The organism is Streptomyces sp. NPDC003038, from assembly GCF_040611115.1.
Lineage (GTDB): Bacteria > Actinomycetota > Actinomycetes > Streptomycetales > Streptomycetaceae > Streptomyces.
Genome location: NZ_JBEXNN010000038.1, coordinates 25351 through 48279, shown reverse-complemented (window position 1 = coordinate 48279; position 22929 = coordinate 25351). Strand labels below are relative to the sequence as shown.

General features: G+C 72.1%; 18 protein-coding genes. 4 read left to right on the top strand and 14 right to left on the bottom strand.

The genetic code is table 11. The features are described 5' to 3' along the window. Positions 1 to 126 precede the first annotated feature (126 nt). From ABZX75_RS30255 to ABZX75_RS30240, 4 genes are all read right to left on the bottom strand, one after another. The gene (locus tag ABZX75_RS30255; protein WP_355416089.1) at positions 127 to 2553 is read right to left on the bottom strand and encodes a [protein-PII] uridylyltransferase; all 2427 of its coding nucleotides are present in this window, start codon (positions 2551 to 2553) and stop codon (positions 127 to 129) included. A gap of 29 nt (positions 2554 to 2582) precedes the next feature. Beyond that, positions 2583 to 2921 (bottom strand): P-II family nitrogen regulator, encoded by a 339-nt coding sequence (locus tag ABZX75_RS30250; protein ID WP_355416087.1) that lies wholly within the window; start codon positions 2919 to 2921, stop codon positions 2583 to 2585. Next, the gene (locus tag ABZX75_RS30245; RefSeq protein ID WP_355416085.1) at positions 2918 to 4264 is read right to left on the bottom strand and encodes an ammonium transporter; all 1347 of its coding nucleotides are present in this window, start codon (positions 4262 to 4264) and stop codon (positions 2918 to 2920) included. Before ABZX75_RS30245 ends, ABZX75_RS30250 begins: the two co-directional genes overlap by 4 nt. 317 nt (positions 4265 to 4581) lie before the next feature. Then, the gene (locus ABZX75_RS30240) at positions 4582 to 6072 is read right to left on the bottom strand and encodes a hypothetical protein (protein WP_355416083.1); all 1491 of its coding nucleotides are present in this window, start codon (positions 6070 to 6072) and stop codon (positions 4582 to 4584) included. A 419-nt stretch (positions 6073 to 6491) separates the two neighbouring features. Here ABZX75_RS30240 and ABZX75_RS30235 point away from each other — a divergent pair, with 419 nt between their 5' ends. After that, complete coding sequence (locus ABZX75_RS30235; protein ID WP_355416081.1) at positions 6492 to 7160, top strand: bifunctional DNA primase/polymerase; 669 nt, start codon at positions 6492 to 6494, stop codon at positions 7158 to 7160. 69 nt (positions 7161 to 7229) lie between these two features. Here ABZX75_RS30235 and ftsY read toward each other — a convergent pair whose 3' ends face one another. Next, entirely contained in the window at positions 7230 to 8453 is a 1224-nt protein-coding gene (ftsY, locus tag ABZX75_RS30230) for a signal recognition particle-docking protein FtsY (RefSeq protein ID WP_355416079.1), read from the bottom strand. A 176-nt stretch (positions 8454 to 8629) separates the two neighbouring features. Here ftsY and ABZX75_RS30225 point away from each other — a divergent pair, with 176 nt between their 5' ends. Then, positions 8630 to 10096: a cytosine permease gene (locus ABZX75_RS30225; protein ID WP_355416077.1), complete on the top strand. Its 1467-nt coding sequence runs from the start codon at positions 8630 to 8632 to the stop codon at positions 10094 to 10096. A gap of 63 nt (positions 10097 to 10159) precedes the next feature. Continuing rightward, positions 10160 to 11146: an LLM class flavin-dependent oxidoreductase gene (locus ABZX75_RS30220; RefSeq protein ID WP_355416075.1), complete on the top strand. Its 987-nt coding sequence runs from the start codon at positions 10160 to 10162 to the stop codon at positions 11144 to 11146. A 48-nt stretch (positions 11147 to 11194) separates the two neighbouring features. Here ABZX75_RS30220 and ABZX75_RS30215 read toward each other — a convergent pair whose 3' ends face one another. The 4 genes from ABZX75_RS30215 to ABZX75_RS30200 form a co-directional block, all read right to left on the bottom strand. Further along, the gene (locus tag ABZX75_RS30215) at positions 11195 to 12625 is read right to left on the bottom strand and encodes a sugar porter family MFS transporter (RefSeq protein ID WP_355416073.1); all 1431 of its coding nucleotides are present in this window, start codon (positions 12623 to 12625) and stop codon (positions 11195 to 11197) included. Between the two features lie 215 nt (positions 12626 to 12840). After that, on the bottom strand, positions 12841 to 16842 hold the full coding sequence (locus ABZX75_RS30210; RefSeq protein ID WP_355416071.1) for an AAA family ATPase: 4002 nt from the start codon (positions 16840 to 16842) through the stop codon (positions 12841 to 12843). A 186-nt stretch (positions 16843 to 17028) separates the two neighbouring features. Beyond that, entirely contained in the window at positions 17029 to 17244 is a 216-nt protein-coding gene (locus ABZX75_RS30205; RefSeq protein WP_031144198.1) for a hypothetical protein, read from the bottom strand. Between the two features lie 350 nt (positions 17245 to 17594). Continuing rightward, entirely contained in the window at positions 17595 to 17876 is a 282-nt protein-coding gene (locus ABZX75_RS30200; protein WP_355416069.1) for an acylphosphatase, read from the bottom strand. 136 nt (positions 17877 to 18012) lie between these two features. Between ABZX75_RS30200 and ABZX75_RS30195 the strand changes: the two genes are divergently transcribed. Beyond that, positions 18013 to 18888: a CAP domain-containing protein gene (locus ABZX75_RS30195; protein WP_355416067.1), complete on the top strand. Its 876-nt coding sequence runs from the start codon at positions 18013 to 18015 to the stop codon at positions 18886 to 18888. A 29-nt stretch (positions 18889 to 18917) separates the two neighbouring features. Here the strand turns inward: ABZX75_RS30195 and mutM are convergent, their stop codons facing one another. The 5 genes from mutM to ABZX75_RS30170 form a co-directional block, all read right to left on the bottom strand. Further along, on the bottom strand, positions 18918 to 19778 hold the full coding sequence (gene mutM, locus ABZX75_RS30190; RefSeq protein WP_355416065.1) for a bifunctional DNA-formamidopyrimidine glycosylase/DNA-(apurinic or apyrimidinic site) lyase: 861 nt from the start codon (positions 19776 to 19778) through the stop codon (positions 18918 to 18920). A gap of 133 nt (positions 19779 to 19911) precedes the next feature. Next, positions 19912 to 20802, bottom strand: coding sequence for a ribonuclease III (rnc, locus tag ABZX75_RS30185; RefSeq protein WP_355416063.1), 891 nt, complete (start codon positions 20800 to 20802; stop codon positions 19912 to 19914). Positions 20803 to 20821: 19 nt separating this feature from the next. Beyond that, a complete protein-coding gene (gene rpmF / locus ABZX75_RS30180; RefSeq protein ID WP_003965982.1) occupies positions 20822 to 20995 on the bottom strand; it encodes a 50S ribosomal protein L32 in 174 nt (57 codons plus the stop codon). Between the two features lie 2 nt (positions 20996 to 20997). Further along, positions 20998 to 21708, bottom strand: a complete 711-nt coding sequence (locus tag ABZX75_RS30175) for a DUF177 domain-containing protein (protein WP_355416061.1) — start codon at positions 21706 to 21708, stop codon at positions 20998 to 21000. Between the two features lie 68 nt (positions 21709 to 21776). Continuing rightward, on the bottom strand, positions 21777 to 22910 hold the full coding sequence (locus ABZX75_RS30170) for a cell division initiation protein (protein ID WP_355416059.1): 1134 nt from the start codon (positions 22908 to 22910) through the stop codon (positions 21777 to 21779). Positions 22911 to 22929 lie beyond the last annotated feature (19 nt).

The window sequence follows — 22929 nt, the reverse complement described above, 5'->3', positions numbered from 1 at the left end:
GGCCCCGTCCCCGGACCCGGCGCTGTCCATGGAGCGGCGGAGCCCCGGGAAACGGCGAAGGGGCCGGGCCGGGCGCGGCGCGGCGCGGCGCGGCGGGGAAGGCTCGGAGCGGCGTCGGCCCCCCGGCTATGCCAAGGCCGACGTCACCGACCCGGCCAGGGCGGCCGCTGCCCGCGGGTCCAGGGGCTTGCCGTCCAGGGTGGTCACGTACAGCGTGTCCACCGCATTGGCGCCGAGCGTCGAGACGTGCGCGCTGCGCACCCGGACCCCCGCCGCCTCCAGCGCCCGTCCGATCCGGTGCAGCAGACCGACCGCATCCGGGGCGCGCACCTCCAGGACCGTGGCCACCGAGGAGACGTCCGGGACCACCGTGACCAGGGGCGGCGGGGGTACCACCCCGCGGCGGCGCGGGTACGCCGCCTCGCGGTCCGCCAGCTTCGCCGGGATGTCCAGCGAGCCGTCCAGCGCGCGGACCAGGTCGGTCCGCAGCCGGGCCGCCTGCGGCAGTGAGCCGTATTGCGCCGCCACCCGCCAGCGGAGCACCAGGACCTCGCCCAGCTGGTCCGGGAGCTCCATGGAGCGCAGGTCCGCCGCACGGACGGTGAGGCGGTGCAGGGCGAGTACGCCGGCCACCGCGGGCAGGACCCCCGGCTGGTCGGGGACCGCGACGACGAGTTCCACGCCGACCGCGTCCTCCTCCTGGCGGGCGTGCAGCGCCAGCACCGGTTCCCGGGTGCGCAGCGCCTCCACCGCCAGGCGTTCCTGTTCCGTCGTCGGGATCTCCAGCTCCGTCGCCGCCGGGGCCGCCCCTCGCAGGACGGCGGCGACCCGCGCGACCAGGTCCGCCACGAGGGATCCCCGCCAGGCGCTCCACGCCGCCGGTCCGGTGGCCAGGGCGTCGGCCTCGGTCAGGGCGTGCAGGATCTCCAGCGTGCCGAGGGATCCCACCGCCCGGGCGACGGAGTGGACCGTGGCCGGGTCGTCCAGGTCGCGCCGGGTCGCGGTGTCGATCAGCAGCAGGTGGTGCCGTACGAGCACGCCCAGTACGGCGACGTCCTGCGCGTCGAAGCCCACCCGTACGGCGACGTCGCGCGCGATCGTCTCGCCCGCCACCGAGTGGTCCCCCGGCCAGCCCTTGCCGATGTCGTGCAGGAGGGCCGCCATCAGCAGCAGGTCGGGGCGGCCGACCCGGCGGGTGAGGGCCGAGGCCCGGACCGCCGTCTCGATCAGGTGCCGGTCCACCGTCCAGGTGTGCACGGGGTTGCGCTGGGGGCGGCACCGCACCCGCTCCCAGTCGGGCAGCAGCCGTGTGATCAGGCCTTCCGCCTCCAGCGCCTCCCACACGGCCACCGTCGGCTCCCCCGCGCCGAGCAGCGTCAGCAGCTGCTCGCGCGCCTGCGCCGGCCACGGCACCGGCAGCGGTTTCGACTGGGCCGCGAGCCTGCGTACGGCGTGCAGCGATACGGGAAGACCCGCCTGCGCGGCGGCCGCTCCCAGTCGCAGCGTCAGGACCGGGTCCCGGTCCGGCCGCGCGGCCAGCGCCAGTACGGCCTCGCCATCGCACTCCACGACCCCCTCGGCCAGCGGCGCCCGCGGGGCCGCCGCGGCGCCCCGGGTCCCGAGCAGACCCCGCAGCCGCGGCCGGGACGAGCGCGCCCGCAGCACCCGCCCGACCTCTCGCCAGGTCACGTCACCGGCGTACGCGACGACCCGCGCGGCCTCGTACACCTCGCGCAGCAGCGCGTCCGCGTCCAGCAGCCCGAGCTGCGCCGCGACCTGGTCCTGTTCCTGGAGGGAGAGCCGGTCGGTGGCCCGGCCCGTCACCAGGTGCAGGGCGTCCCGGGCGTCCAGCAGCCGCCGCCGGGCTTCGGCGAGGCCTTCGCGCGGGGCGTCGGCCAGCCAGGACGCCGCCACCGCCCGCAGCGCGGTGACGTCCCGGAGCCCGCCGCGGGACTCCTTGAGGTCGGGTTCGAGCAGGAAGCGCAGTTCTCCGGCGCGCTCAGCCCGTTCACGGCACAGGGAGTGCAGCTGCGGGAGCCGTTTGGGCGCCTGGTTGCGCCAGTCGGCCAGTACGGAGGTCCGCAGTCCGGCGAGGAGTCCGACGTCGCCCGCGACGGGCCGGGCGTCCAGCAGTCCCAGGTGCACCTTGAGGTCCTCGGCGGCGGTCTTGCGGGCCTCGCCGGGGGTCCGTACCGAGTGGTCGAGGGCGACGCCCAGGTCCCACACCGGGTACCAGATCCGGTCGGCCAGCGCGCTGAGCGCCCGCGGCTCCGCCTTGCCGTCGTGCAGCAGCACCAGGTCGAGGTCGCTGCGGGGGGAGAGTTCGCCCCGCCCGTAGCCGCCGACGGCCACCAGGGTGGCGCCCCGTACGCCGGTTTCCCGTACGGCGGTCGTGAACAGGGAGTTCAGCCAGTCGTCGGTCAGCCCGGCCAGGGCGGAACGCCGCGAGGGCCCGGACCGCGACTCCTCCTGGAGGAGTCGCAGCCGGGCCGCGGCGTAACCGCTGGGTCCCGAGTCGGCCGTGTGGTCCGTGGTCTCTTCGACGCTCGTCACCCAGAAGCTCCCGTCAGTTAGGACCTGTCCTAAAGCGCGTCAGCGCCGCGCTCGCCGGTGCGGACCCGGATGATCGAGTCCACGGGGACGCTCCACACCTTGCCGTCACCGATCTTGCCGGTCTTGGCGGCTTCCACGACGACCCGCATCACGTCCTCGGCGTCGCCGTCGTCGACGACCACCTCGATACGGATCTTCGGTACGAGGTCCACGGTGTATTCGGCGCCGCGGTAGACCTCGGTGTGGCCGCGCTGGCGGCCGTACCCGCTGGCCTCGGAGACCGTGAGGCCCTGGACCCCGAAGCTGTGCAGTGCCTCTTTGATCTCGTCCAGCCGGTGCGGCTTCACGATCGCGGTGATGAGCTTCATGCGTCAACCTTCTTGCTCGCGGCGGCAACGGGGGTCGGTACGGCGGTGCTCCGTGAGGAGGAGCCGCCGCCGGCTCCGCTGAAGTCGTAGGCGGTCTCGGCGTGCTCGACCTGGTCGATGCCCGAGACCTCGACGTCCTCGCTGACCCGCATCCCGATCGTCCTGTCGAGCAGGAAGGCGAGCAGCGCGGACGCCACGAGAGAGTAGGCGAGGACGGAGAAGACTCCGATGGCCTGCTTGCCCAGCTGCTCCAGGCCGCCGCCGTAGAAGAGGCCGGCCACGTCGGACTGGACGCCGCCGGTGGCGAAGAGGCCGACGAGGAGGGAGCCGGCGATGCCGCCGACGAGGTGGACGCCGACCACGTCGAGGGAGTCGTCGAAGCCGAACTTGTACTTCAGGCCCACCGCCATGGCGCACAGCACACCGGCGATGGCGCCGACGGCGATCGCGCCGAGCGGGCTCACCGCGCCGCCGGCGGGGGTGATGGCGACGAGGCCGGCGACCGCGCCGGAGGCGGCGCCGAGGGTGGTGAAGGAGCCGTGGCGCAGCTTCTCGTACGCGAGCCAGGCGAGCATGGCGGCGGCGGTGGCGACCTGGGTGTTGAGGAACATGACCGCGCCGACGCCGTCGTCGTTGCCGAGCCAGGAGCCCGCGTTGAAGCCGAACCAGCCGAACCAGAGCAGACCGGCGCCGAGCATCACGAGCGGGAGGCTGTGCGGGCGCATCGGGTCCTTCTTGAAGCCGACGCGCTTGCCGATGACCAGGATCACGCCGAGGGCGGCGGCGCCGGCGTTGATGTGGACGGCGGTGCCGCCCGCGAAGTCGATGACGCCGAGCTCGAAGAGCCAGCCGCCGGCGCCCCACACCCAGTGGGCGACGGGGAAGTAGACGACGGTGACCCACAGGGCGGTGAAGAGGGCCCAGGCGCTGAACTTGACGCGGTCGGCGAGGGCTCCGCTGATCAGGGCGGGGGTGATGACGGCGAACATCAGCTGGAAGACGGCGAAGACGTAGACCGGGATGGTGTAGCCGTCCCACAGCTCGGTGATGCCGATGCCGCTGAGGCCCACGTAGTCGGAGGACCAGCCGATGAGGCCGCCGGAATCGGCGCCGAAGGCGAGGCTGAAGCCGTAGAGCACCCAGAGGATCGTGACGATCCCAAGGCTGATGAAACTCATCATCAGCATGTTGAGGCTGCTCTTGACGCGGACCATGCCTCCGTAGAAGAAGGCGAGTCCCGGGGTCATCAGCATGACCAGGGCGGAGCAGATGAGCATGAACCCGGTGTTCGCGGCAGACAGCGTCGGGGCGTCTGCCGCGAGGGTCGTGATGGCTGATGCCATCGGCGTCTCCTCGTCGTCGGTACGTTCGCGTGCGGGCGATCGTGAAAACCTGAGCGGCGTTAAGGGGTGTCCGGCCGGGTGGGGGGCCGGTCGGGACTGGCCGGTTATTGGCCTTGAGATTCGCGCAGGCCGGTTTCCGGCGGCGCCGCCAGGTGTTTCGAACCGATGACGAAGAGGTCGGGCGTGTTACGCGTCCATGAACAGGGGCCGGAACGAACCCGGCCGCGGCGGTACCCGGATGACCTGGCTGGGGGAGCCTGATCGGGCTTCGGGGTGACTGCCGCGGCCGGGGGCCTCGGGGACGGCCGCGCGGGCCGTCAGACGGCCTCCGCGGCTTCGGGGAGCCGGGAGGCGAGGTGGTCGGTCAGCCGGACCACGTCGGCGACGTCGCCGTATTCACGGGCGGCGCTGTCGACGGTCTTGCGCAGCCGGGTGTTCACCCTTTCGGACCGTACCTTTCCCGCCACGTCGAGGGCCCGGCCGACGAGCACGGCGGCCTGCTCGGGCTCGCGCTGGAGCAGGTGGACGGTGGCCATGCCGATGAGGTTGAGGGCGTAGGAGCGCTGGTGCTCCTCGTCCTTCTCGAAGAGCTCGACGGCCCGTTCCATGAGGGGTTCGGCGAGGGAGGCGTACGTGGGGCTGCGCCCGGCGACGTAGGCCAGATCACGGTACGAGTGGGAGTTCTCGCCGTTCAGTTCCGCCTCGGAGAAGAAGCGGATCCAGTCGGGTTCGGGCTCGCCCCCGAAGCCGACGTCTCCGAAGGTGTCCTCGGCCATCCGCACGGCCCGCTTGCACCGGCTGGGCTGGCCCATGTTGGCGTACGCGCGGGCCTCCATCGCATACAGCATGGCCTGGGTGCGCGGGCCGGCGCAGTCGCGGCTGCCGTACTGCGCGAGGTGGACCAGCTCCAGGGCGTCCTCGGGGCGGCCCAGGTGGATCATCTGGCGGCTCATGCTGGAGAGGATGTACGAGCCGAGCGCTTTGTCCCCGCCCTCCTTCGCGGCGTGCAGCGCGAGCACGAAGTACTTCTGCGCGGTGGGGTGCATGCCGATGTCGTAGCTCATCCAGCCGGCCAGCTCGGCGAGCTCGGCGGCGACCTTGAAGAGCCGCTTCATGACCGGCGCCGGGTGGTTCTCCTGGAGCAGGTCGGTGACTTCGTGGAGCTGGCCCACGACTGCCTTGCGGCGCAGGCCGCCTCCGCACTGGGCGTCCCACTGGCGGAACATGACGGTCGTGGCGTCGAGCAGGTCGAGTTCCGGTTCGGAGAGCCGGGGCGGGCGGTGGCCGCCCGGGGCGCCCGCCGGCCCCGCCGCCCGCGGTCCCGGGTCGGCGGCCGGGACCGGGACGAGCCAGCGCTGCATCGGCTCGATGAGGGCGGGGCCGGCGGCGAGGGCGAGCGAGGTCCCGAGGAAGCCGCGGCGGGCCAGCATCAGGTCGCTGCGGGAGAACTCGCCGAGCAGCTCGACGGTCTGCGGGCCGGCCCAGGGCAGGTCGACGCCGGAGACGGAGGGTGTCTGGTGGGCGGTGCGCAGGCCCAGCTGCTCGATGGCGACGACGGAGCCGAAGCGCTCGGAGAACAGCTCGGAGAGGATGCGCGGGACGGGCTCGCGCGGCTGTTCGCCGTCGAGCCAGCGGCGGACCCGGGAGGTGTCCGTACTGATGTGGTGGGCGCCCATCTGGCGGGCTCGGCGGTTGACCTGGCGGGCGAGTTCGCCCTTGGACCATCCGCTGCAGACGAACCACGAGGTCAGTTGGACATTCCGGTCGACGGATTCGTCACTCGTTCCGCTTGCGCCGCTGCCGCTCACTGGAACGCCCCCATCCGCTCAGCCTCTTCCTCACGAAACCCTGGCTGGGGCGGCGAGCGCCGCCACGGACCTTCACAAGTCCTCCACGCATTGCCTCCGGCATACCCACGGACGGGTCCGCCTTCGGGGTTCGTGCACCGAAAGTAATCCTACGATCACCCGTCCGGCGAGGCGGTTCCCGGAATCGCCACCATTCGCCACCCCTTTGAATGAACCCGCCACCCGCCAGGCGCGATTCACTTGACACCAAGCCGAAAAGGATCGGTTGCACGGGAGTGCGAGCGGGGCGTGCGCGGCGAGGAGTGCGCCGGGCAGCAGCGCAGGGCAACCCCGCGCGGACAGCCGGCGGCGGGTCCGGCAGCAGGTCTCGCCGACGTCGTAACCACCGGCGCGTCCGACCCGTTGGAGGGGGCATGGGCATGGGCTTCACGATCGGCGGCAGCCGCAGCACCAGGGAGTTCCGTTCCGGTACCCGGCGCCGCGGCCGGACCTCGGAGTGCACGGCGGTGGCGGAGTACACCGGGCTGTGGGGCTGGGACGTGGTCCCCGGGGCCCGCGCCGGGGCCCCCGCCCGCGACTGCTCCTGCGGGGACACGCGGTGCGGTGCGCCAGGAGCGCACCCGCTGGCCTTCGCCCCGACGGTTCCGGCCGGAGCCACCCTCGACGAGGCCACGGCGACGTGGGGCGAGTATCCGGGCGCGGCGGTCCTCCTCGTAGCGGGCCGTTCCTTCGACGTCATCGAGGTCTCCGAGGAGGCCGGGCGGCGCGCGCTCGTCCGGCTGGAGCGGATGGGCCTGCCCCTCGGCCCGGTCATCGTGACCCCGGACGGCCGGGCCCAGTTCTTCGTGGCTCCGGGGGCGGCGGCCGAGCTGCCGCAGTTGCTGTACCGGATGGGCTGGGACGACGCCGACCTCGATCTGCGGGCCTTCGGCCAGGGCGCCTTCGTGACCGCCCCGCCGTCCGACCGGGCCGGGCTCGGCCCGGTCAGCTGGCTGCGGTCGCCCGCGCTCGATTCCGCCGGGGGCCCGCCGCAGGCACGGCTGCTGCTGGGCACCCTCGCCTATCTCTGCCACCGCTTCCGCAGGTAGCCCCGCGCATGCCGGTGCCCCCGCGTTCCGGACGGAACGCGGGGGCACCGGCATGCGTACGGACGGCGCTCAGTCGCCGATCAGGGCGTCCACGAACGCCTCCGGCTCGAAGGGGGCCAGGTCGTCCGGGCCCTCGCCGAGTCCGATGAGCTTGACCGGGACGCCCAGCTCGCGCTGGACGGCGACGACGATGCCGCCCTTGGCGGTGCCGTCGAGCTTGGTCAGCACGATGCCGGTGATGTCCACGACCTCGGCGAAGACGCGGGCCTGGGTCAGGCCGTTCTGCCCGGTGGTGGCGTCGAGGACCAGCAGGATCTCGTCCAGCGGGCCGTGCTTCTCCACCACGCGCTTGACCTTGCCGAGCTCGTCCATGAGCCCGGTCTTCGTGTGCAGGCGGCCGGCCGTGTCGATGAGCACCACGTCGGCGCCCTCGGCGATGCCCTCCTTGACCGCGTCATAGGCGATCGAGGCCGGGTCGCCGCCCTCGGGACCGCGCACGGTGCGCGCACCGACCCGCTCGCCCCAGGTCTGGAGCTGGTCGGCGGCGGCGGCGCGGAAGGTGTCGGCCGCGCCGAGGACCACGCTGCGGCCGTCGGCGACGAGTACCCGGGCCAGCTTGCCGGTGGTGGTGGTCTTGCCGGTGCCGTTGACGCCGACGACCATCACGACGGCGGGGGTGTCGACGCCGCTCTCGGTCTTCACCGAGCGGTCGAAGTCGGTGCCGAGCAGGGTCAGCAGCTCCTCCTTCAGCAGCGCGCGCAGGTCCGCCGGGGTGCGGGTGCCGAGCACCTTGACCCGCTCGCGGAGCCGGTCGACGAGCTCCTGGGTGGGTACGACGCCGACGTCGGCGATGAGGAGGGTCTCCTCGATCTCCTCCCAGGTGTCCTCGTCGAGATGCTCGCGGGAGAGGAGCGTGAGCAGCCCCTTGCCGAGCGAGTTCTGCGACCGGGCGAGGCGGGCGCGCAGCCGGATCAGACGGCCGGCGGTGGGCTCGGGGATCTCGATCTCGGGCGCGGGCGGAGCCTCGACGACCGGGTCCTCGACCGCGACCGGGGAGGCGAGGGCGGTCTCCGCGTCCGGGAGGTCGACCTCCTCGATGGTGCGGCGCGGCTCTTCCGCCGTCGGTGCGGCGTCCTCCCCCACCTGGGGTTCGGCGGGCGGGGCTGTGATGGTCGGCGTGCTCGACGGAGCCGGGGGCGGCAGCCGCTTCTTCTTGCGGCTGCTGACCACGAGCCCGCTGATCGCGCCGACCGCGACCAGGGCGATGACTACGGCAAGGATGAGGATTTCCATATCCCGTCCAGTATGCGTGACCTCGTGGACGACCCCCCGTTCCCGGGCGAGGGTGTCCGACCGCCGGCCGGGCCGGTCCGCCGCTCAGCTGCCGTCGGCGGGAATCCCCCGTTCAGCGTGAATATACGATGATGGGCGACTTCCCCCCTTTGCCCCGCACCCTCACGGAGTACCGCATGCCTGCCGAGCCCGCCGACGGCGGAAAAGAGACCGCGATCGAGACCCGCGGTCTGGAACCCGTCCCGGACAGCGAGCGCAGCGGCCGGGTCCGCGAGCTCGTCCCCACCTGGGTCGCCGCCAACATCAGCGTGCTGCTGCTGACCATGGGCGCCGGCCTGGTGATCTTCAACAAGCTCAACATCTGGCAGGTGCTCGTCGTCGCGATCGCCGCGCCGATCGTCTCGTACGGGATCGTCGGCCTGATCTCCATCGCGGGCAAGCGCGGCGGCTCCCCCGGCATGGCCCTCTCGCGGGCCGTCTTCGGGCAGCGCGGCAACCTCTTCCCCGGCTCGCTGATCTGGGTGGCCCGGTGGGGCTGGGAGACCATCAACGCGGTCAGCGGCGCCTACGCCGTCCTTACCGTGCTCGACCTCCTCTTCGGCATTAAGAGCAACACCACTCTGATCGTCGTCACCCTGCTGTTCTTCGTGGGCTGCACCTTCGTGGTCTCGGGCCTCGGCATCAACGCGCTGCGCGTCTGCTCGACGTGGTCGACGTACCTCTTCGGCGCCTTCAGCGTGCTGGTCCTCGGCTACCTGGTCTTCACCACCGACTGGTCCGCCGTCTTCGGCAAGCCGGCCGGCTCCACCGCGATGATGATCGCGGGCATCGGCACCATCGCGGCCGGCGGCATCAGCTGGGTCCCCTCGGGTCCGGACTTCACCCGCTACCTGCCGCGCACCGCCTCCTCCAAGGGCATGGTCGGCGCGACGGTCGGCGGCGCCGGCGTCGTCGTGCTGCCGATGGTCCTGATGGGCGCGGTCATGGCCGTAGGCACCCCGGACCTGGCCACCGCGCAGGACCCGGTCTCCTTCATCGGCGAACTGCTCCCGACCTGGATCGCGGTCCCGTACCTGCTCATCGCCCTCGTCGGCATGCTGCTGATCAACTCGATGTCCATGTACTCGGCCGGTTTCACGGCGCAGACCCTCGGCATCAAGGTGCCGCGCACCTGGGCGGTCAGCGTCAACGCCGTCATCAGCCTGGTCTTCGGCTTCCTGCTGATGGTGGTCGCGACCAGCTTCTTCGGCTCCTTCATCTCCTTCCTGACCCTGCTGGCCGTGGCCTTCTCGGCGTGGATCGGCGTCTTCGGCGTGGACATGCTGCGCAGGAAGACCTACGACGGCGCCGCGCTGCTCGACACGACGCGGACCAGTGCCTACTGGTACAGGGGCGGTTTCGCCTGGCAGGCGATGACCGCCTGGGCCGCCGCCCTGGCCGTGGGCCTGCTGTTCACCAAGGTGGACTGGTTCAGCGGACCGCTGGCCAGCACCTGGATCGGGCAGAACGGCCTCGGCTGGGTGGCCGGCATCGTGACCTCGGGCGTGCTCTACGCCGTACTGCCGCGCACGGCTGCCCCGGCCGCGCCCGCCCAGGCCGGTCCGGCCGCGGAGCCCGCGCTCACCGGACCCCTGTCCAACTGACGCAGCGTCAGCTAACGTCCCCCTTCGCCCGCCCACCCAGCATCCGGCGAAGGGGACTCCTCCATGCCCGTCACCGTGGCCCGGTTCAATCTCGTCGACCCGAACGGCACTCCCGAGTCCCTCTCCGCCCGCTACAAGGCAGCCCTGGAGATGGCGGCGTACGCGGACGACCGCGGCGTCGACACCGTCCAGACGGAGGAACACCACGGCACCGGCAACAACTGGCTGCCCTCGCCGCTCGCCTTCGCGGGCGCGGTCCTCGGCGCCACGCGCCGGATCGCGGTCACCGTCTCGGCGATCATCGGCCCGCTGTACGACCCCCTGAGGGCCGCCGAGGACATCGCCGTCCTCGACCTGCTGAGCGGTGGCCGCCTGGTCACCGTCGCGGGCATCGGCTACCGGCCCGAGGAGTACGAGCAGCACGGCGTGGAGTGGGGCCGGCGCGGCAGGCTCCAGGACGAGCTGCTGGAAACCCTCCTGAAGGCGTGGACCGGCGAGCCCTTCGCGTTCCGCGGCCGGACGGTACGGGTCACCCCGCGGCCCTTCACCCGGCCGCACCCGCTGCTCCTGGTCGGCGGCGGCTCCGAGGCGGCGGCCCGCCGCGCGGCCCGGCTGGGGCTGCCGTTCTTCCCTAGCGCGCACCTGCCGGAGCTGGAGGCGTACTACCACGCGCGGCGCGCGGAGTACGGCACGGAGGGCTTCTGCATGATGCCCGCGGCCGAGACCCCGCTGCTGCACATCGCGCAGGACCCGGACCGGGTCTGGGCCGAGCACGGCGCGTGCTTCCTGCACGAGGCGGGCACGTACGCGTCCTGGCAGTCGAAGGACATCCGCAGCGCCGTACGGTCGGCCGCGCGGTCGGTGGCGGAGCTCCGCGCGGAGGGCGTGTACCGCGTCCTCACCCCGGACGAGGCGGTCGCGTACGGCCGGGCCGCGGGCGGGGCGGGAAACCTGGTCCTGCACCCGCTGTGCGGCGGGATGCCGGTGGACGAGGGCTGGCGCAGCCTGCACCTGCTGTGCGAACAGGTGCTGCCCCGGCTCAAGGACTGAGCGGGGGCAGCACCTGTCGAAGAGGAGAGGGGGTGTTGGCGGGGGTGGTTACCCCATCTCCTCCAACGCCTTGCCCTTGGTCTCCGGCACCCACTTGAGGATGAACGGGATCGAGAGCACGGCGAAGACCGTGTAGATGACGTACGCACCGGACAGGTTCCAGTCCGACAGCGACGGGAACGAGACGGTGATGACCCAGTTGGCGACCCACTGGGCGGCCGCGGCGACGCCGAGCGCGGCGGCCCGGATGCGGTTCGGGAACATCTCGCCGAGCAGCACCCAGACCACCACGCCCCAGGAGAGGGCGAAGAAGAGGACGAAGGAGTGCGCCGCGATCAGCGCGACCGTGCCCTGCGTGTCGGGCATGGAGATGTTCTCGCCGGTGCCGGTCTTGTAGGAGAACGCCCACGCGGCCAGGCCGAGTGAGGCGGCCATGCCGACCGAGCCGATGAGGGCGAGCGGCTTGCGGCCGATCCGGTCGACGAAGATCATCGCGATCACCGTGCCGACGATGTTGATGATCGAGGTGGTGAAGGAGTAGAGGAACGAGCTGGTCGGGTCGATGCCGACGGACTGCCACAGCGAGGAGCTGTAGTAGAAGATCACGTTGATGCCGACGAGCTGCTGGAAGACCGAGAGGCCGATGCCGATCCAGACGATGGGCAGCAGGCCGAAGCGGCCGCCGAGCAGGTCCTTGAAGGTGGACTTGTGTTCGGAGCGCATGGCCAGTTCGATCTCGCTGACGCGTGCGTCGAGGTCGGCCTTCGAGCCCTCGACCTCGCGCAGCACCTGCTTGGCCTGCTCGGTGCGGCCGACTGAGATCAGGAAGCGCGGGGACTCCGGGATGACGAAGGACATCAGCCCGTAGAGCACGGCCGGGACGACCATGACGCCGAGCATCCACTGCCAGGCCTCCAGGCCGGCGATCTCGCCGCGCTGGTCGCCGTCGGCGAGGTTCAGGATGCCCCAGTTGACGAGCTGGGAGACCGCGATGCCGATGACGATGGCCGCCTGCTGGAAGGAGGCGAGCCGGCCGCGGTAGGCGGGCGGGGACACCTCGGCGATGTAGGCGGGACCGATCACGGACGCCATGCCGATGCCGAAGCCGCCGATCACCCGCCACAGGGCCAGGTCCCAGAGGGCGAAGGGGAGGGCCGAGCCGATGGCGCTCGCCGTGAAGAGGGCGGCGGCGATCTGCATACAGCGGATACGGCCGATCCGGTCGGCGATGCGGCCGGCGGTGGCGGCGCCGAGCGCGCATCCGATCAACGCGGCGGCGATCACCTGCGCGAGCGTCTCGGAGCCGACCTGGAACCGGTCGCGGATGGCGACGACGGCGCCGTTGATGACGGAGCTGTCGTAGCCGAAGAGGAAGCCGCCCATGGCGGCGGCCGCCGTGATGAAGATGACGTGCCCGAGGTGGTCGGGCTGGGCTGCGCGTCCGCCGCCTGACGCGGATGCCTGCGCGGTGCTGGTCAAGGTCTGCTCCTGCTTGCCCGGCTGCGGTGGCGGGCGGGGGTGGGGGTGATTCCTCTCAGTGGCGCACAGTTCAAGATCGGGCACCACCCGAAAGGAGAGGACGCGGGAGCGAGCCTATGTGTTCAATTCCTGAAGTCAAGACCGTGTGAGGAGTCCACTCGGGCGATGATCGGTTCACCTCTTGAATGGTGCTGCTCTGTCGCCGCGTCTCGGCGTCAGCGGAGGCGCTGACTGATGACCTTCGAGACGCCGTCCCCCTGCATCGAGACGCCGTAGAGCGCGTCGGCGACCTCCATCGTCCGCTTCTGGTGCGTGATGACGATCAGCTGAGAGCTCTCCTGGAGCTCCTCCATGATCCGGATCAGCCGTTGCAGGTTGGTGTCGTCGAGCGCGGCCTCCACCTCGTCCATCACGTAGAACGGGCTGGGCCGGGCCTTGAAGATGGACACCAGCAGGGCCACGGCGGTCAAGGAGCGCTCCCCTCCGGAAAGCAGCGACAGCCGCTTGACCTTCTTGCCCGGCGGCCGGGCCTCCACGTCGACGCCGGTGGCCAGCATGTTGCCGGGATCGGTCAGGATCAGCCGGCCCTCACCGCCGGGGAACAACCGGGAGAAGACCCCTTCGAACTCCCGGGCCGTATCCCGGTACGCCTCGGTGAAGACCTGCTCGACCCGCTCGTCGACCTCCTTCACCACGTGAAGCAGATCGGCGCGGGTCTTGCGCAAGTCCTCAAGCTGCTCGCTGAGGAACCGGTGGCGCTCCTCCAGCGCCGCGAACTCCTCCAGCGCCAGCGGGTTGACCTTGCCGAGCTGCTGGTAGGCACGCTCGGCCGACTTGAGCCGCTTCTCCTGCTGGGCGCGGACGAAGGGGCCGGGGCGGTTGCGCGGATCGTCCGGATCCTCGGAGGCCTCTTCCCCCTCGGCGAGCGGGGACGGGGGCACCGGCTGGTCGGGGCCGTACTCGGCGACGAGCCCGGCGGCCTCCATGCCGAACTCCTCCAGCGCCTTCGTCTCCACCTGCTCGATCCGCAGCCGCTTCTCCGCACCGAGCACCTCACCCCGGTGGACGGAGTCGGTGAGCTTGTCGAGCTCATCCTTCAGGTCGCGACCGCGGTTCCTGGCCTCGCCGAGTTCCCGCTCGCGCAGGCCCTTGGCGTACTCGGCCGCAGCGCGCTCCTCGTCGGCCCTGCGGAGCGAGACCTCCACGTGCGCGAGCAACTGGCGGGCCCCGTCGGCCACCGCCCGGGCCACCTCCGCCTCGTGCCGGAGCCGCGCCCGGCGCCGCTCGGCGCGCGCCCGGGCCTCACGCTCCGACCGGGCCGCGCGGTCCAGCGAGTCGGCCCTGCCGGCCAGCCCCTTGACCCGCTCCTCGTGCGTTCTGAGCTGCAGCCTGGCTTCCATCTCGGTCTGCCGGGCGTTGGCCCCGTCCGCGGCGAGCCGGTCCCGCTGGGAGGTGTCCGGCTCCTCCTCCCCCGGCATCTCCTCGGCGCTCGCCAGCCTTTCCGCGCACTCCTCCACCTCGGCCAGCGCCTGCTCCAGCGCGTCCTGCGCCTTGGCCGCGGCGGCGGCGCTGCGCTCGGCTTCGCCGGCGGCCCCCTTCGCCTGCCCGGCGAGCCGTCCGAGCTGCTGCGCGAACCCGGCCCTCGCCCGCTCGGCGGCCCGCCGCCGCTCGGCGAGCTCCTCGACCAGGGCCGCGGCATCCTGCCGACGCGCCCGGGCGGCCTCCTGGGCCGCGCCGAGCTCCCGGCACTGCCCGTCCAGCCGCGCCAGCTCCGCCTCCGCCTCGTCGACGGCGGCCCGCACCTCGATCAGGCTCGGCGCGCCGGCGGAACCACCCTGCGCGAGGTGCGCCCCGAGCACATCACCCAGTTCGGTCACGGCCACCAGGTCGGGCCGCTCCGCGACCAGCGCCTCCGCCTCGTCGAGCGTCCCCACCACGACGTAGTCCCGCAGCACCCACCCGACGGCCCGCGCCGCGGCGGCATCCCCCCGCACCAGCTCCCCGGCGCTCACCCACCGCCGCACACCGCCGCCACCGCCCGCCCCGGCGCCGCCTTCCAGCGCCCTCGCCCCGGCGGAGCCGGATTCCGGGGCGGATTCACCCGTGTGACGGAGCCGCACATCGCCAACCGGGCGGTGGGCGGGGCGGGGGACGACTCCGCCCGGCCCGTCCACGGCAGCCACGGGGCCCTGCCCGGTGGCCGGCTCGGCCGAGGCCTGCCCCGGCACCACGGGTCCGGCGCCCGGAGCCGCGCCCGGGGGCGGGGCCTGGGCGGGGGCCTGGGTCGGGCCCTGGGCAGGGGCCGGCTCGGGGGTCCGGGCCTCAGTGGGGGTCCGGGCCTCAGTGGGGGTCCGGGCCTCGGTGGGGGCCGGGGCCGAAGCCGGCGTGGGCCGGGTGGGAACGGGTCCGCTGGTCGCAGAGGCCTGCCCGGGGACGGGCCCGGAGGGAGCCGCAGGGCTCCCCGGCCGGGCGTCGGCCGGTACGCGCCCCCCGAGCGGCAACGGCGGGGTGATCAGGAAGGTGGCCCGCCCCCCGTCCGCATCCCGCAGGTGCCGGATGGCCCCGGCCGCCGCCTCGGCCGACGCCACGGCCACCGCATCCGCCGCCGCACCCAGCGCCGCCGCCACCGCCACCTCGTACCCCGGGGTCACCGACAGCCGCTCCGCCGCCGGTCCCAGCAGCCCGGCGAGCCGCTCCCGCGCCGCGAGCAGCGACCCCGTACCGTCCTTGCGCCGCAGCCCCAGCGCCAGCGCGTCCCGCCGCGCCGAAACGGCCGCCCGCGATCGCTCCGCGGACGTCACGGCGTCCCGGGCTGCGGCCAGCGCGGCCTTTGCCGCCTCCAGCCCGCCCCGCGCCGTTTCCAGCGCCGCCTCCTGCTCGGCATCGTCGTCCGGCGACCCGACCTCGGCCGCCAGTACCTCGTACTCCTGCTGCGCGGCGGCCGCCCGCGCCCGCGCCTCGTCCCGCGCCGCGACCAGCCGGTCGATCTCGGCCTGCGCCGCCCCCGCCCGGGACCGGGCCGCGCCCAGCCGTCCCGTCAGCCGGGCCAGCCCCTCCCGACGGTCGGCGATGGCGCGCGCCGCGTCCCGCAGCCGCCGTTCCTCATCGGCCAGCGAGCGTTCCAGCTCCGCCCGGTGCGCGGCCGTGTCCTCCAGCGCCCGTGAGGCCGCCTCCAGTGCGGCCGCCAGTTCCGCCTCCTGCTCGCGGATCCGGGCGGCTTCCCGCTCCATATCGTCGGGATCGCGGCCGCGCCGCTCCTCCTCCACCGGAGCCGAGGCGCTCTTCACCCGCGCGTCAGCCAGGGACGCGGTGCCCCGTACGCGTTCGGCGAGCTGCGACAGCTCGTACCAGGTCTGCTGCGCCCGCCCCAGCCGCGGCGCGAGCTCCCGTACCGCCTCCTCCAGTTCGGCCTCGCGCCGCAGCGCGTCCGCGAGCCGCGCCTCGGCCTCCTCCTTACGCTCCTTCAGCGCCGCCTCGTCCGCGATCTCCGCATCCAGCGCGCGCCGCAGCACGACGAGGTCGTCGGCGAGCAGCCGCAGCCGCGCGTCCCGCAGGTCCGCCTGGATCACGGCCGCCCGCCGGGCCACCGCGGCCTGCCGTCCCAGGGGCTTCAGCTGCCGTCGCAGCTCGTCGTTCAGGTCCTGTACGCGGGCGAGGTTGGCCTGCATCGCGTCCAGCTTCCGCAGCGCCTTCTCTTTCCGCTTGCGGTGCTTGAGTACGCCGGCCGCCTCCTCGATGAAGGCGCGGCGCCCCATGGGATCGGCGTGCAGGACGGAGTCCAGCTGCCCCTGTCCGACGATGACATGCATCTCGCGGCCGATGCCGGAGTCGGAGAGCAGCTCCTGAATGTCGAGCAGGCGGCAGGTGTCGCCGTTGATCTGGTACTCGCTGCTGCCGCCGCGGAACATGATCCGGGTGATGGTGACTTCGGCGTAGTCGATGGGCAGCGCGCCGTCGGAGTTGTCGATCGTCAGCGAGACCTCGGCGCGACCGAGCGGCGGACGTCCCGTGGTCCCGGCGAAGATGACGTCTTCCATCTTCCCGCCGCGCAGGGATTTGGCGCCTTGTTCACCCATGACCCAGGACAGCGCGTCCACCACATTGGACTTGCCCGAGCCGTTCGGTCCCACCACACAGGTGATGCCGGGCTCGAAGCGCAGGGTGGTGGCGGAAGCAAAGGATTTGAAGCCGCGCAGGGTCAGGGACTTGAGGTGCACGCCGCCGGACTCTACCTTTCACGGGCGGTTTCACCCATGAAGGTGCAGGGCACAACAGACGTTAAAGGAAACACCTCCCCCCGTGGCCCCAGGAGAGACGGCCCGAGAAAGCCCAAGAAAGAAGGGACGCCGAAGCGTCCCTTGCAGATCATGCGGGCTGGAGTTGAGCGACAGGTGATCGCCGGATCAGGTGAGCGCAGGCTCCGCCTGGGGTACGTCGATGTCGATGCTGTCCAGCAACGAGTCTCCGTGCTGAGCGGCGGCCGCGTTCAGCGCGTCGTTTTCAGACTGAATCCGTACGAGCTCGGACTCGAGGTCCTGGACGCGCTGCTGAAGCCGTCGCATCTCGGCGAGGAGCCGCGGATCGGAACCGCCGACGTAACCGAGAAGCGCCTTTGCCATGATGGATGGTCCTCCACACTGAGTGACCGACCGAAGCGGTGTGGGTCGTGAGGGAATCGCACCCGCGGATGTCCGGCAGCGACTGTCAGTCACTGCGCTTACTACTGCCAGCACTGCCAAACAGCTCAGGTGCGCGGGGCTTCCAGCGTCTCACCAAAAAGTTTGACGGTCAACACGATCACGCCCCGTATCGGCGGGCATCCCGGCCCCGCGTGGGGTGCGTGGAGATCATCCTCGTCTCCGAGCCTTCCACGGATCGCCCGCCGCGGCAACGCGTCGGCGGAGAATGCGCAGATCCGACCGTGTGCGGACCACCACGGGATGTGATCAGTCCATGATCGGTCGATCCGTCACCGGATCGCGAAGCCGTCGTAGCCACCCCTCGGTGTGCCCCAGATCTCCGTCACCCCGTCGACCCGCCCGGGCGTGTCGGCGGACCGCAGCCACTCCAGCAGTCGGTGGCAATTCTCACGTTGACCTTCGGCCACCACCTGCACTCGCCCGTCGTCCAGGTTGAGCGCGAAGCCGACGACTCCGCCGATCTCCAGGGCATTGGCCCTGGTGAACCAACGGAAGCCCACTCCTTGTACACGACCGCGCACCCAGGCGGTCAGACGGACGTCTTCATTCATGTGTGAACGCTAACCGGGCAAACATTTTTGGCGCGCATCGGCCCCCGGCGTCATGGCGTACAGTCGCGCTCCAATGAGCTCACCCATTCGGGTGGGTAAAGGATGATCTTGACCTTGCACGGAAGGCACGACGCCGATGGGACGCCACCGACTCCACGCCGCCTCGCCCCGCGACGGCCGACGCGCCGCCGTCGTGCGCACCGGCCTGCTGGGCGTCGCCGTGGCGGTGGCCCTCGGCACGGCGGCCGTCACCACGGGCATGGTGCCGGTCGGCGGGTCCTTCCCCTACGTCGGAGTCAGCGGTTCGAGCGCCGGCGCCACGGCGGAGGCGAAGGCCAAGGCCTCGCCGAGCCCCGACGGCGCACCGCGGCAGCAGCGCGGCCTGCCCAACCTGTCCGGCCGCACCCCCGACGCCCCGTCGGCCGCTCCGTCCCCGTCTGCCTCCCCCTCCCCGTCGTCCTCGCCCTCGGCGTCCCCGAGCCCGTCCGCTTCGGCCTCGCCGAGCGCCTCTCCCTCGGCCAAGCCGGCGCCGGCCCCTTCCACCAAGGCCCTGCGGAAGAGTCCCGCCCCGGCGCCGTCGAAGCCCGCCGCCCCGGCGCCGTCCGCTCCGCCGGCGCCGACCGCCGTGGACGGTCACTCCGCCGAGGAGGCCGCCGTAGTGACCCTGGTGAACCAGGCGCGCGCTCAGGCCGGCTGCGGTCCGGTCCGGGCGAACCCGCCGCTCGCCGCGCTGGCCGGCGCCTTCAGCAAGGACATGGCCACCCGGGGCTTCTTCAGCCACACCGACCCCGACGGGGACAGCCCGTGGGACCGCGCGGCCCAGGCGGGCATCTCAGGTATGGGCGGCGAGAACATAGCCCGCGGCCAGGGTGACGCCGACGCCGTGATGAAGGCCTGGATGAACAGCCCCGGCCACAAGGCGAACATCCTCAACTGTGAATTCCGCACCCTGGGCGTCGGCGCCCACTTCGCCGCCGGCGGCCCCTGGTGGACGCAGGACTTCGGCTTCTGACGGACGCCCCGCACGCTGAGCTTTCTGAACTACGACGGGACCCGCGGCGGCCGCTGGCAGCGCGGGCAGAAGTAGCTCGACCTGTTCATCCAGGGCCGGCGCCGCATCGGCGTACCGCAGCGCCGGCAGGGCTCGCCCTCGCGCCCGTAGGCGTCGAGCGAGCGGTCGAAGTATCCCGACTCCCCGTTCACATTCACGTAGAGACTGTCGAAGCTCGTACCGCCGACCGCCAGCGCGGCGTTCATGACGTCCCGGACGTGGCCGAGGAGTTCCGCGCTCCGGGGGCGTGTCAGGGCAGCCGCGGGGCGCTCGTAGTGGAGCTTCGCGCGCCACAGGGCCTCGTCGGCGTAGATGTTGCCGACCCCGCTGATCAGGGACTGGTCCAGCAGCGCCCGCTTGACGGTGGTCCGCCGGGCGCGCAGCGCGAGATGGTAGGCGACCTCGTCGAACAGCGGGTCCAGGGGGTCCCGCGCGATGTGGGCGATGACGTCGGGCAGCCCGTCCGGAGTGTTCTCGTGCAGGGAGAGCCCACCGAAGGTCCGCTGGTCGACGAAGCGCAGCTCGGTCCCCCGCCGGTCCTCGAAGCGCACGCGGATCCGCAGGTGCTTCTCGTCCGGGGCCTCCTGCGGCTGCACGAGCAGTTGCCCGCTCATGCCCAGATGCCCGAGTACGGACAGGTCGAGCCCCTCCACGGGCAGCCACAGGTACTTCCCGCGCCGCTGCGGCACCCCGATCGTCCGGCCCGCGAGCCGCGCCGCGAAGTCCGCCGCGCCCGCGAGGTGGCGCCGTACGGCCCTCGGATGCAGCACCTCGACGGCCTCGACGGTCCGCCCGGCCACCCACCGCTCCAGCCCCCGCCGCACCACTTCGACTTCGGGCAGTTCGGGCACGCTGTTCCTCCGGTGGGGATACGGATCCGGTCGCTCCCGGCGAGCGTACCGGCCGTGTCCGCGGGTCCCGGAAACGGGTCCGCCCCGCCACCTGCGGGGCAGGTGGCGGGGCGGGGAAACCCGGAAGGAAGGGTCAGACGCTCGGCGTCGGGTCGGCGGGCGTCGGCGACCCGCCGGCCTCGGCCGGAGCTTCGGCACCGGCCGGAGCATCGACGTCGGCCGGAGCCGGTGCCGCTGCCCGCACCCCTACCGGAGGGGCCGGTGCGCCCGCGGCCGCTGCCGCGATCCGCTCGTCCGCCGCGGCGCGGATCCCGCGCCATGCGGACTCCGCCGCCTGCTGTTCCGCTTCCTTCTTGCTGCGGCCGGTGCCGGTGCCGTACGAGACACCACCGACGCGAGCGGCAGCTGTGAAGGTCTTCTCGTGGTCCGGACCGGTCTCGGTGACCAGGTATTCCGGTACACCAAGACCTTCGGCCGCCGTGAGCTCCTGGAGACTGGTCTTCCAGTCCAGGCCGGCCCCGAGGTTCGAGGACTTCTCGATGAGTGGGTCGAAGAGCCGGTGAACCAGCTCCGAGGCCGCGTCGAGGCCCTGATCGAGGTAGACCGCACCGATCACCGCTTCAAGGGTGTCGGCGAGGATGGAGGCCTTGTCCCGGCCACCCGTGCCCTCTTCGCCCCGGCCGAGCCGGATGAAGAGACCGAGTTCGAGGCCGCGCCCGACCTCCGCCAGTGCGCGCGAGTTGACCACCGCGGCCCGCAGTTTGGCCAGCTGGCCTTCGGGCAGGTCGGGGTGGGTCGTGTACAGCGTGTCCGTGACCACCAGGCCCAGCACGGAGTCCCCGAGGAACTCCAGCCGTTCGTTGGTGGGCAGACCGCCGTTCTCATACGCGTACGAGCGGTGCGTCAGCGCACGCACCAGAAGGGCGGACTCGAGTTTGTACCCGAGCCGCCCTTCCAGAAGCGTGTGGGACGAGGCCGCGTTCTTACTGTCTGCCTGCTTCTCAGCGTTGGACAGCTCAGACATTGCGCCTCTCACCAGCCGCTCAGACCTCGAGGACCTGGCGCTTGTTGTAGGTGCCGCAGCTCGGGCACGCAATGTGCTGGAGCTTCGGCTCCTGGCAACGCTCACACGAAACCAGGGTGGGGACCGCAGCCTTCCACTGCGACCGGCGGTGGCGCGTGTTGCTGCGCGACATCTTCCGCTTCGGAACAGCCACGGCTACTTCTCCTGCTTCTCGGCGGCGCTCTGAACGTCGTCAGATGCAGTGCCGCTCATGTTGTCCTTCTCGTCGTCCTGATCGGTCACGACGAGTTCCTGCAATGCCGCCCAACGGATGTCGACGGCGTCATGGTGGTGGTCCGGGTCGTCGTTCAGACTGAGTCCGCAATCGGGGCACAGTCCGAGACAGTCCTCCCGGCACACCGGCTGCAGCGGCAGTGCGAGCACCACCACGTCGCGCAGCACGGGTTCGAGGTCGAACAAGCCGTCCTCTAGGTGGAGCGTGTCCTCGTCGTCCTCGGCGTCGTCGGCCGGCTCCGCCTTGGAGCGGGTCCGGTCGTCGGCGTCAGGGTACGAGAACATCTCCTGGAAATCCGCCTTGAGCTCGCGCTCCACGGACTCCAGACACCTTACGCACTCCCCCACGGCCGATGCACGGACGGTGCCTGTGACAAGCACCCCTTCCATGACCGACTCCAGGCGGAGCTTGAGCTTCATCGGGGTGCCTTCCGGTACTCCGATGACGCCGGCGAGACCGAGGTCCGCCGGTGCCGCGATCTCACGGAACAGCCGCTGCATGGCACCAGGACGCCGGCCCAGCTCGTGCGTATCGAACACGAGAGGGTTGCGGTGGTCGAGGTGGGTATTCAGGGCCGTTCCTGCTTTCACAGATCGCTGAAGATCAAAGTTCCCGCCGCTTAAGGGCAGCATGGATCGCGGTGCATACGCGCGACCGAAGAGCCAGGATACCCGCCGCCGCGCTCTGCGCCCAATCGGTCCTAGCGCCCCTGTTCGTACTGGCGCAGCTGATCCAGGTTGATCATGCTCGTGTCGAAGAGGCTGGTCTCGTCGAGCGCGGGCTGCTGCGCCTGCCGGCCGTGCTGGGCCTGCGGCTGCTGCGCGTCATAGTGCGGGGCGTAGGCCGCTGCGGCGGAGCCGGTGCCCGCGCCGGCATAGGGGTCGGACGGCGGCTGCTGCTGATACGCGGCGTAGGGGTCGGGCTGCTGCTGGTAGCCCCCGTACGGGTCGACGTAGGGCGCGCCGTAGGCCGCTCCGGTGGAGCCGGTGCTCGCGCCGGGGTACGCGTCCTGCTGCTGGGCGGCGGGCTGCTGGTAGGAGTACGCGTCGTACGCCGGTTCCGGCCGGTCCTGCGCGGGGACCGGCGCCGCCACCGGCGCGGCCGCCGGTTCGGCCAGGCCCGCCAGGAAGTCCGCGTCGCTCGCCGAGCGGGACGACTGCGCGCCTGCCGCGTCCTGGGCGGCCATGTGGAGGCCGAGGTCGTCGGACGGGCCCCGGCCGAGCAGCTTCTGCCGGCCCCGGCCCACCGCCTCCAGGGTCTTCGCGAGCACCGCCTCGAAGGTCGCCAGCTTGGTGTCCACGTAGGCGTCCGCCTGGCGCCGCTGCGTCTCGGGGTCGAGGCTGCGCTCGGGTGCCTCCGGGTCCGGGTAGCCCTGCTCGTCCAGGGCCGGGCCGCGGCCCAGGAGCTTCTCCCGGCCCCGGTCCACGGAACCGATGGTCTTGGTGAGCACGACCTCGAAGTTGGCGAGCTTGCTGTCGACGTAGTCGTCGGCCTCGGCCCGGATCTCCTCGGCCTCGCGGCGGGCCTCCTCCAGGATCCGGTCCGCCTCGGCCTGGGAACGGCGGGCGACCTCGGTGTCGGAGATCAGCGAGCCCCGCTGGTGGTGGGCGGACTCGATGATCCGCTCCGCCTCCCGGCGGGCCTCCTCGACCAGCTGCTCGCGGCCGCCGATGAGCTCCTGCGCCTGTGCGAGCGAGCCGGGGAGCGCGCTCCGCACCTCTTCGAGCTGGGCGAGCAGCTCGGCGCGGTTGATCACACAGGAGGCCGACATGGGCATGGACCGGGCGCCGCCGACGGCCGCGACGATCTCGTCGAGCTTCTTCTGCACGTCCATGGGGGCTCGCACTCTCTCG

Coding starts and splice junctions, on each gene's coding strand:
- ABZX75_RS30250 (WP_355416087.1), bottom strand. CDS start 2,921: ATGAAGCTCATCACCGCGATCGTGAAGCCGCACCGGCTGGACGAGATC.
- ABZX75_RS30245 (WP_355416085.1), bottom strand. CDS start 4,264: ATGGCATCAGCCATCACGACCCTCGCGGCAGACGCCCCGACGCTGTCT.
- ABZX75_RS30235 (WP_355416081.1), top strand. CDS start 6,492: ATGGGCTTCACGATCGGCGGCAGCCGCAGCACCAGGGAGTTCCGTTCC.
- ftsY (WP_355416079.1), bottom strand. CDS start 8,453: ATGGAAATCCTCATCCTTGCCGTAGTCATCGCCCTGGTCGCGGTCGGC.
- ABZX75_RS30225 (WP_355416077.1), top strand. CDS start 8,630: ATGCCTGCCGAGCCCGCCGACGGCGGAAAAGAGACCGCGATCGAGACC.
- ABZX75_RS30220 (WP_355416075.1), top strand. CDS start 10,160: ATGCCCGTCACCGTGGCCCGGTTCAATCTCGTCGACCCGAACGGCACT.
- ABZX75_RS30205 (WP_031144198.1), bottom strand. CDS start 17,244: ATGGCAAAGGCGCTTCTCGGTTACGTCGGCGGTTCCGATCCGCGGCTC.
- ABZX75_RS30200 (WP_355416069.1), bottom strand. CDS start 17,876: ATGAATGAAGACGTCCGTCTGACCGCCTGGGTGCGCGGTCGTGTACAA.
- ABZX75_RS30195 (WP_355416067.1), top strand. CDS start 18,013: ATGGGACGCCACCGACTCCACGCCGCCTCGCCCCGCGACGGCCGACGC.
- rnc (WP_355416063.1), bottom strand. CDS start 20,802: ATGTCTGAGCTGTCCAACGCTGAGAAGCAGGCAGACAGTAAGAACGCG.
- ABZX75_RS30175 (WP_355416061.1), bottom strand. CDS start 21,708: ATGCTGCCCTTAAGCGGCGGGAACTTTGATCTTCAGCGATCTGTGAAA.
- ABZX75_RS30170 (WP_355416059.1), bottom strand. CDS start 22,910: ATGGACGTGCAGAAGAAGCTCGACGAGATCGTCGCGGCCGTCGGCGGC.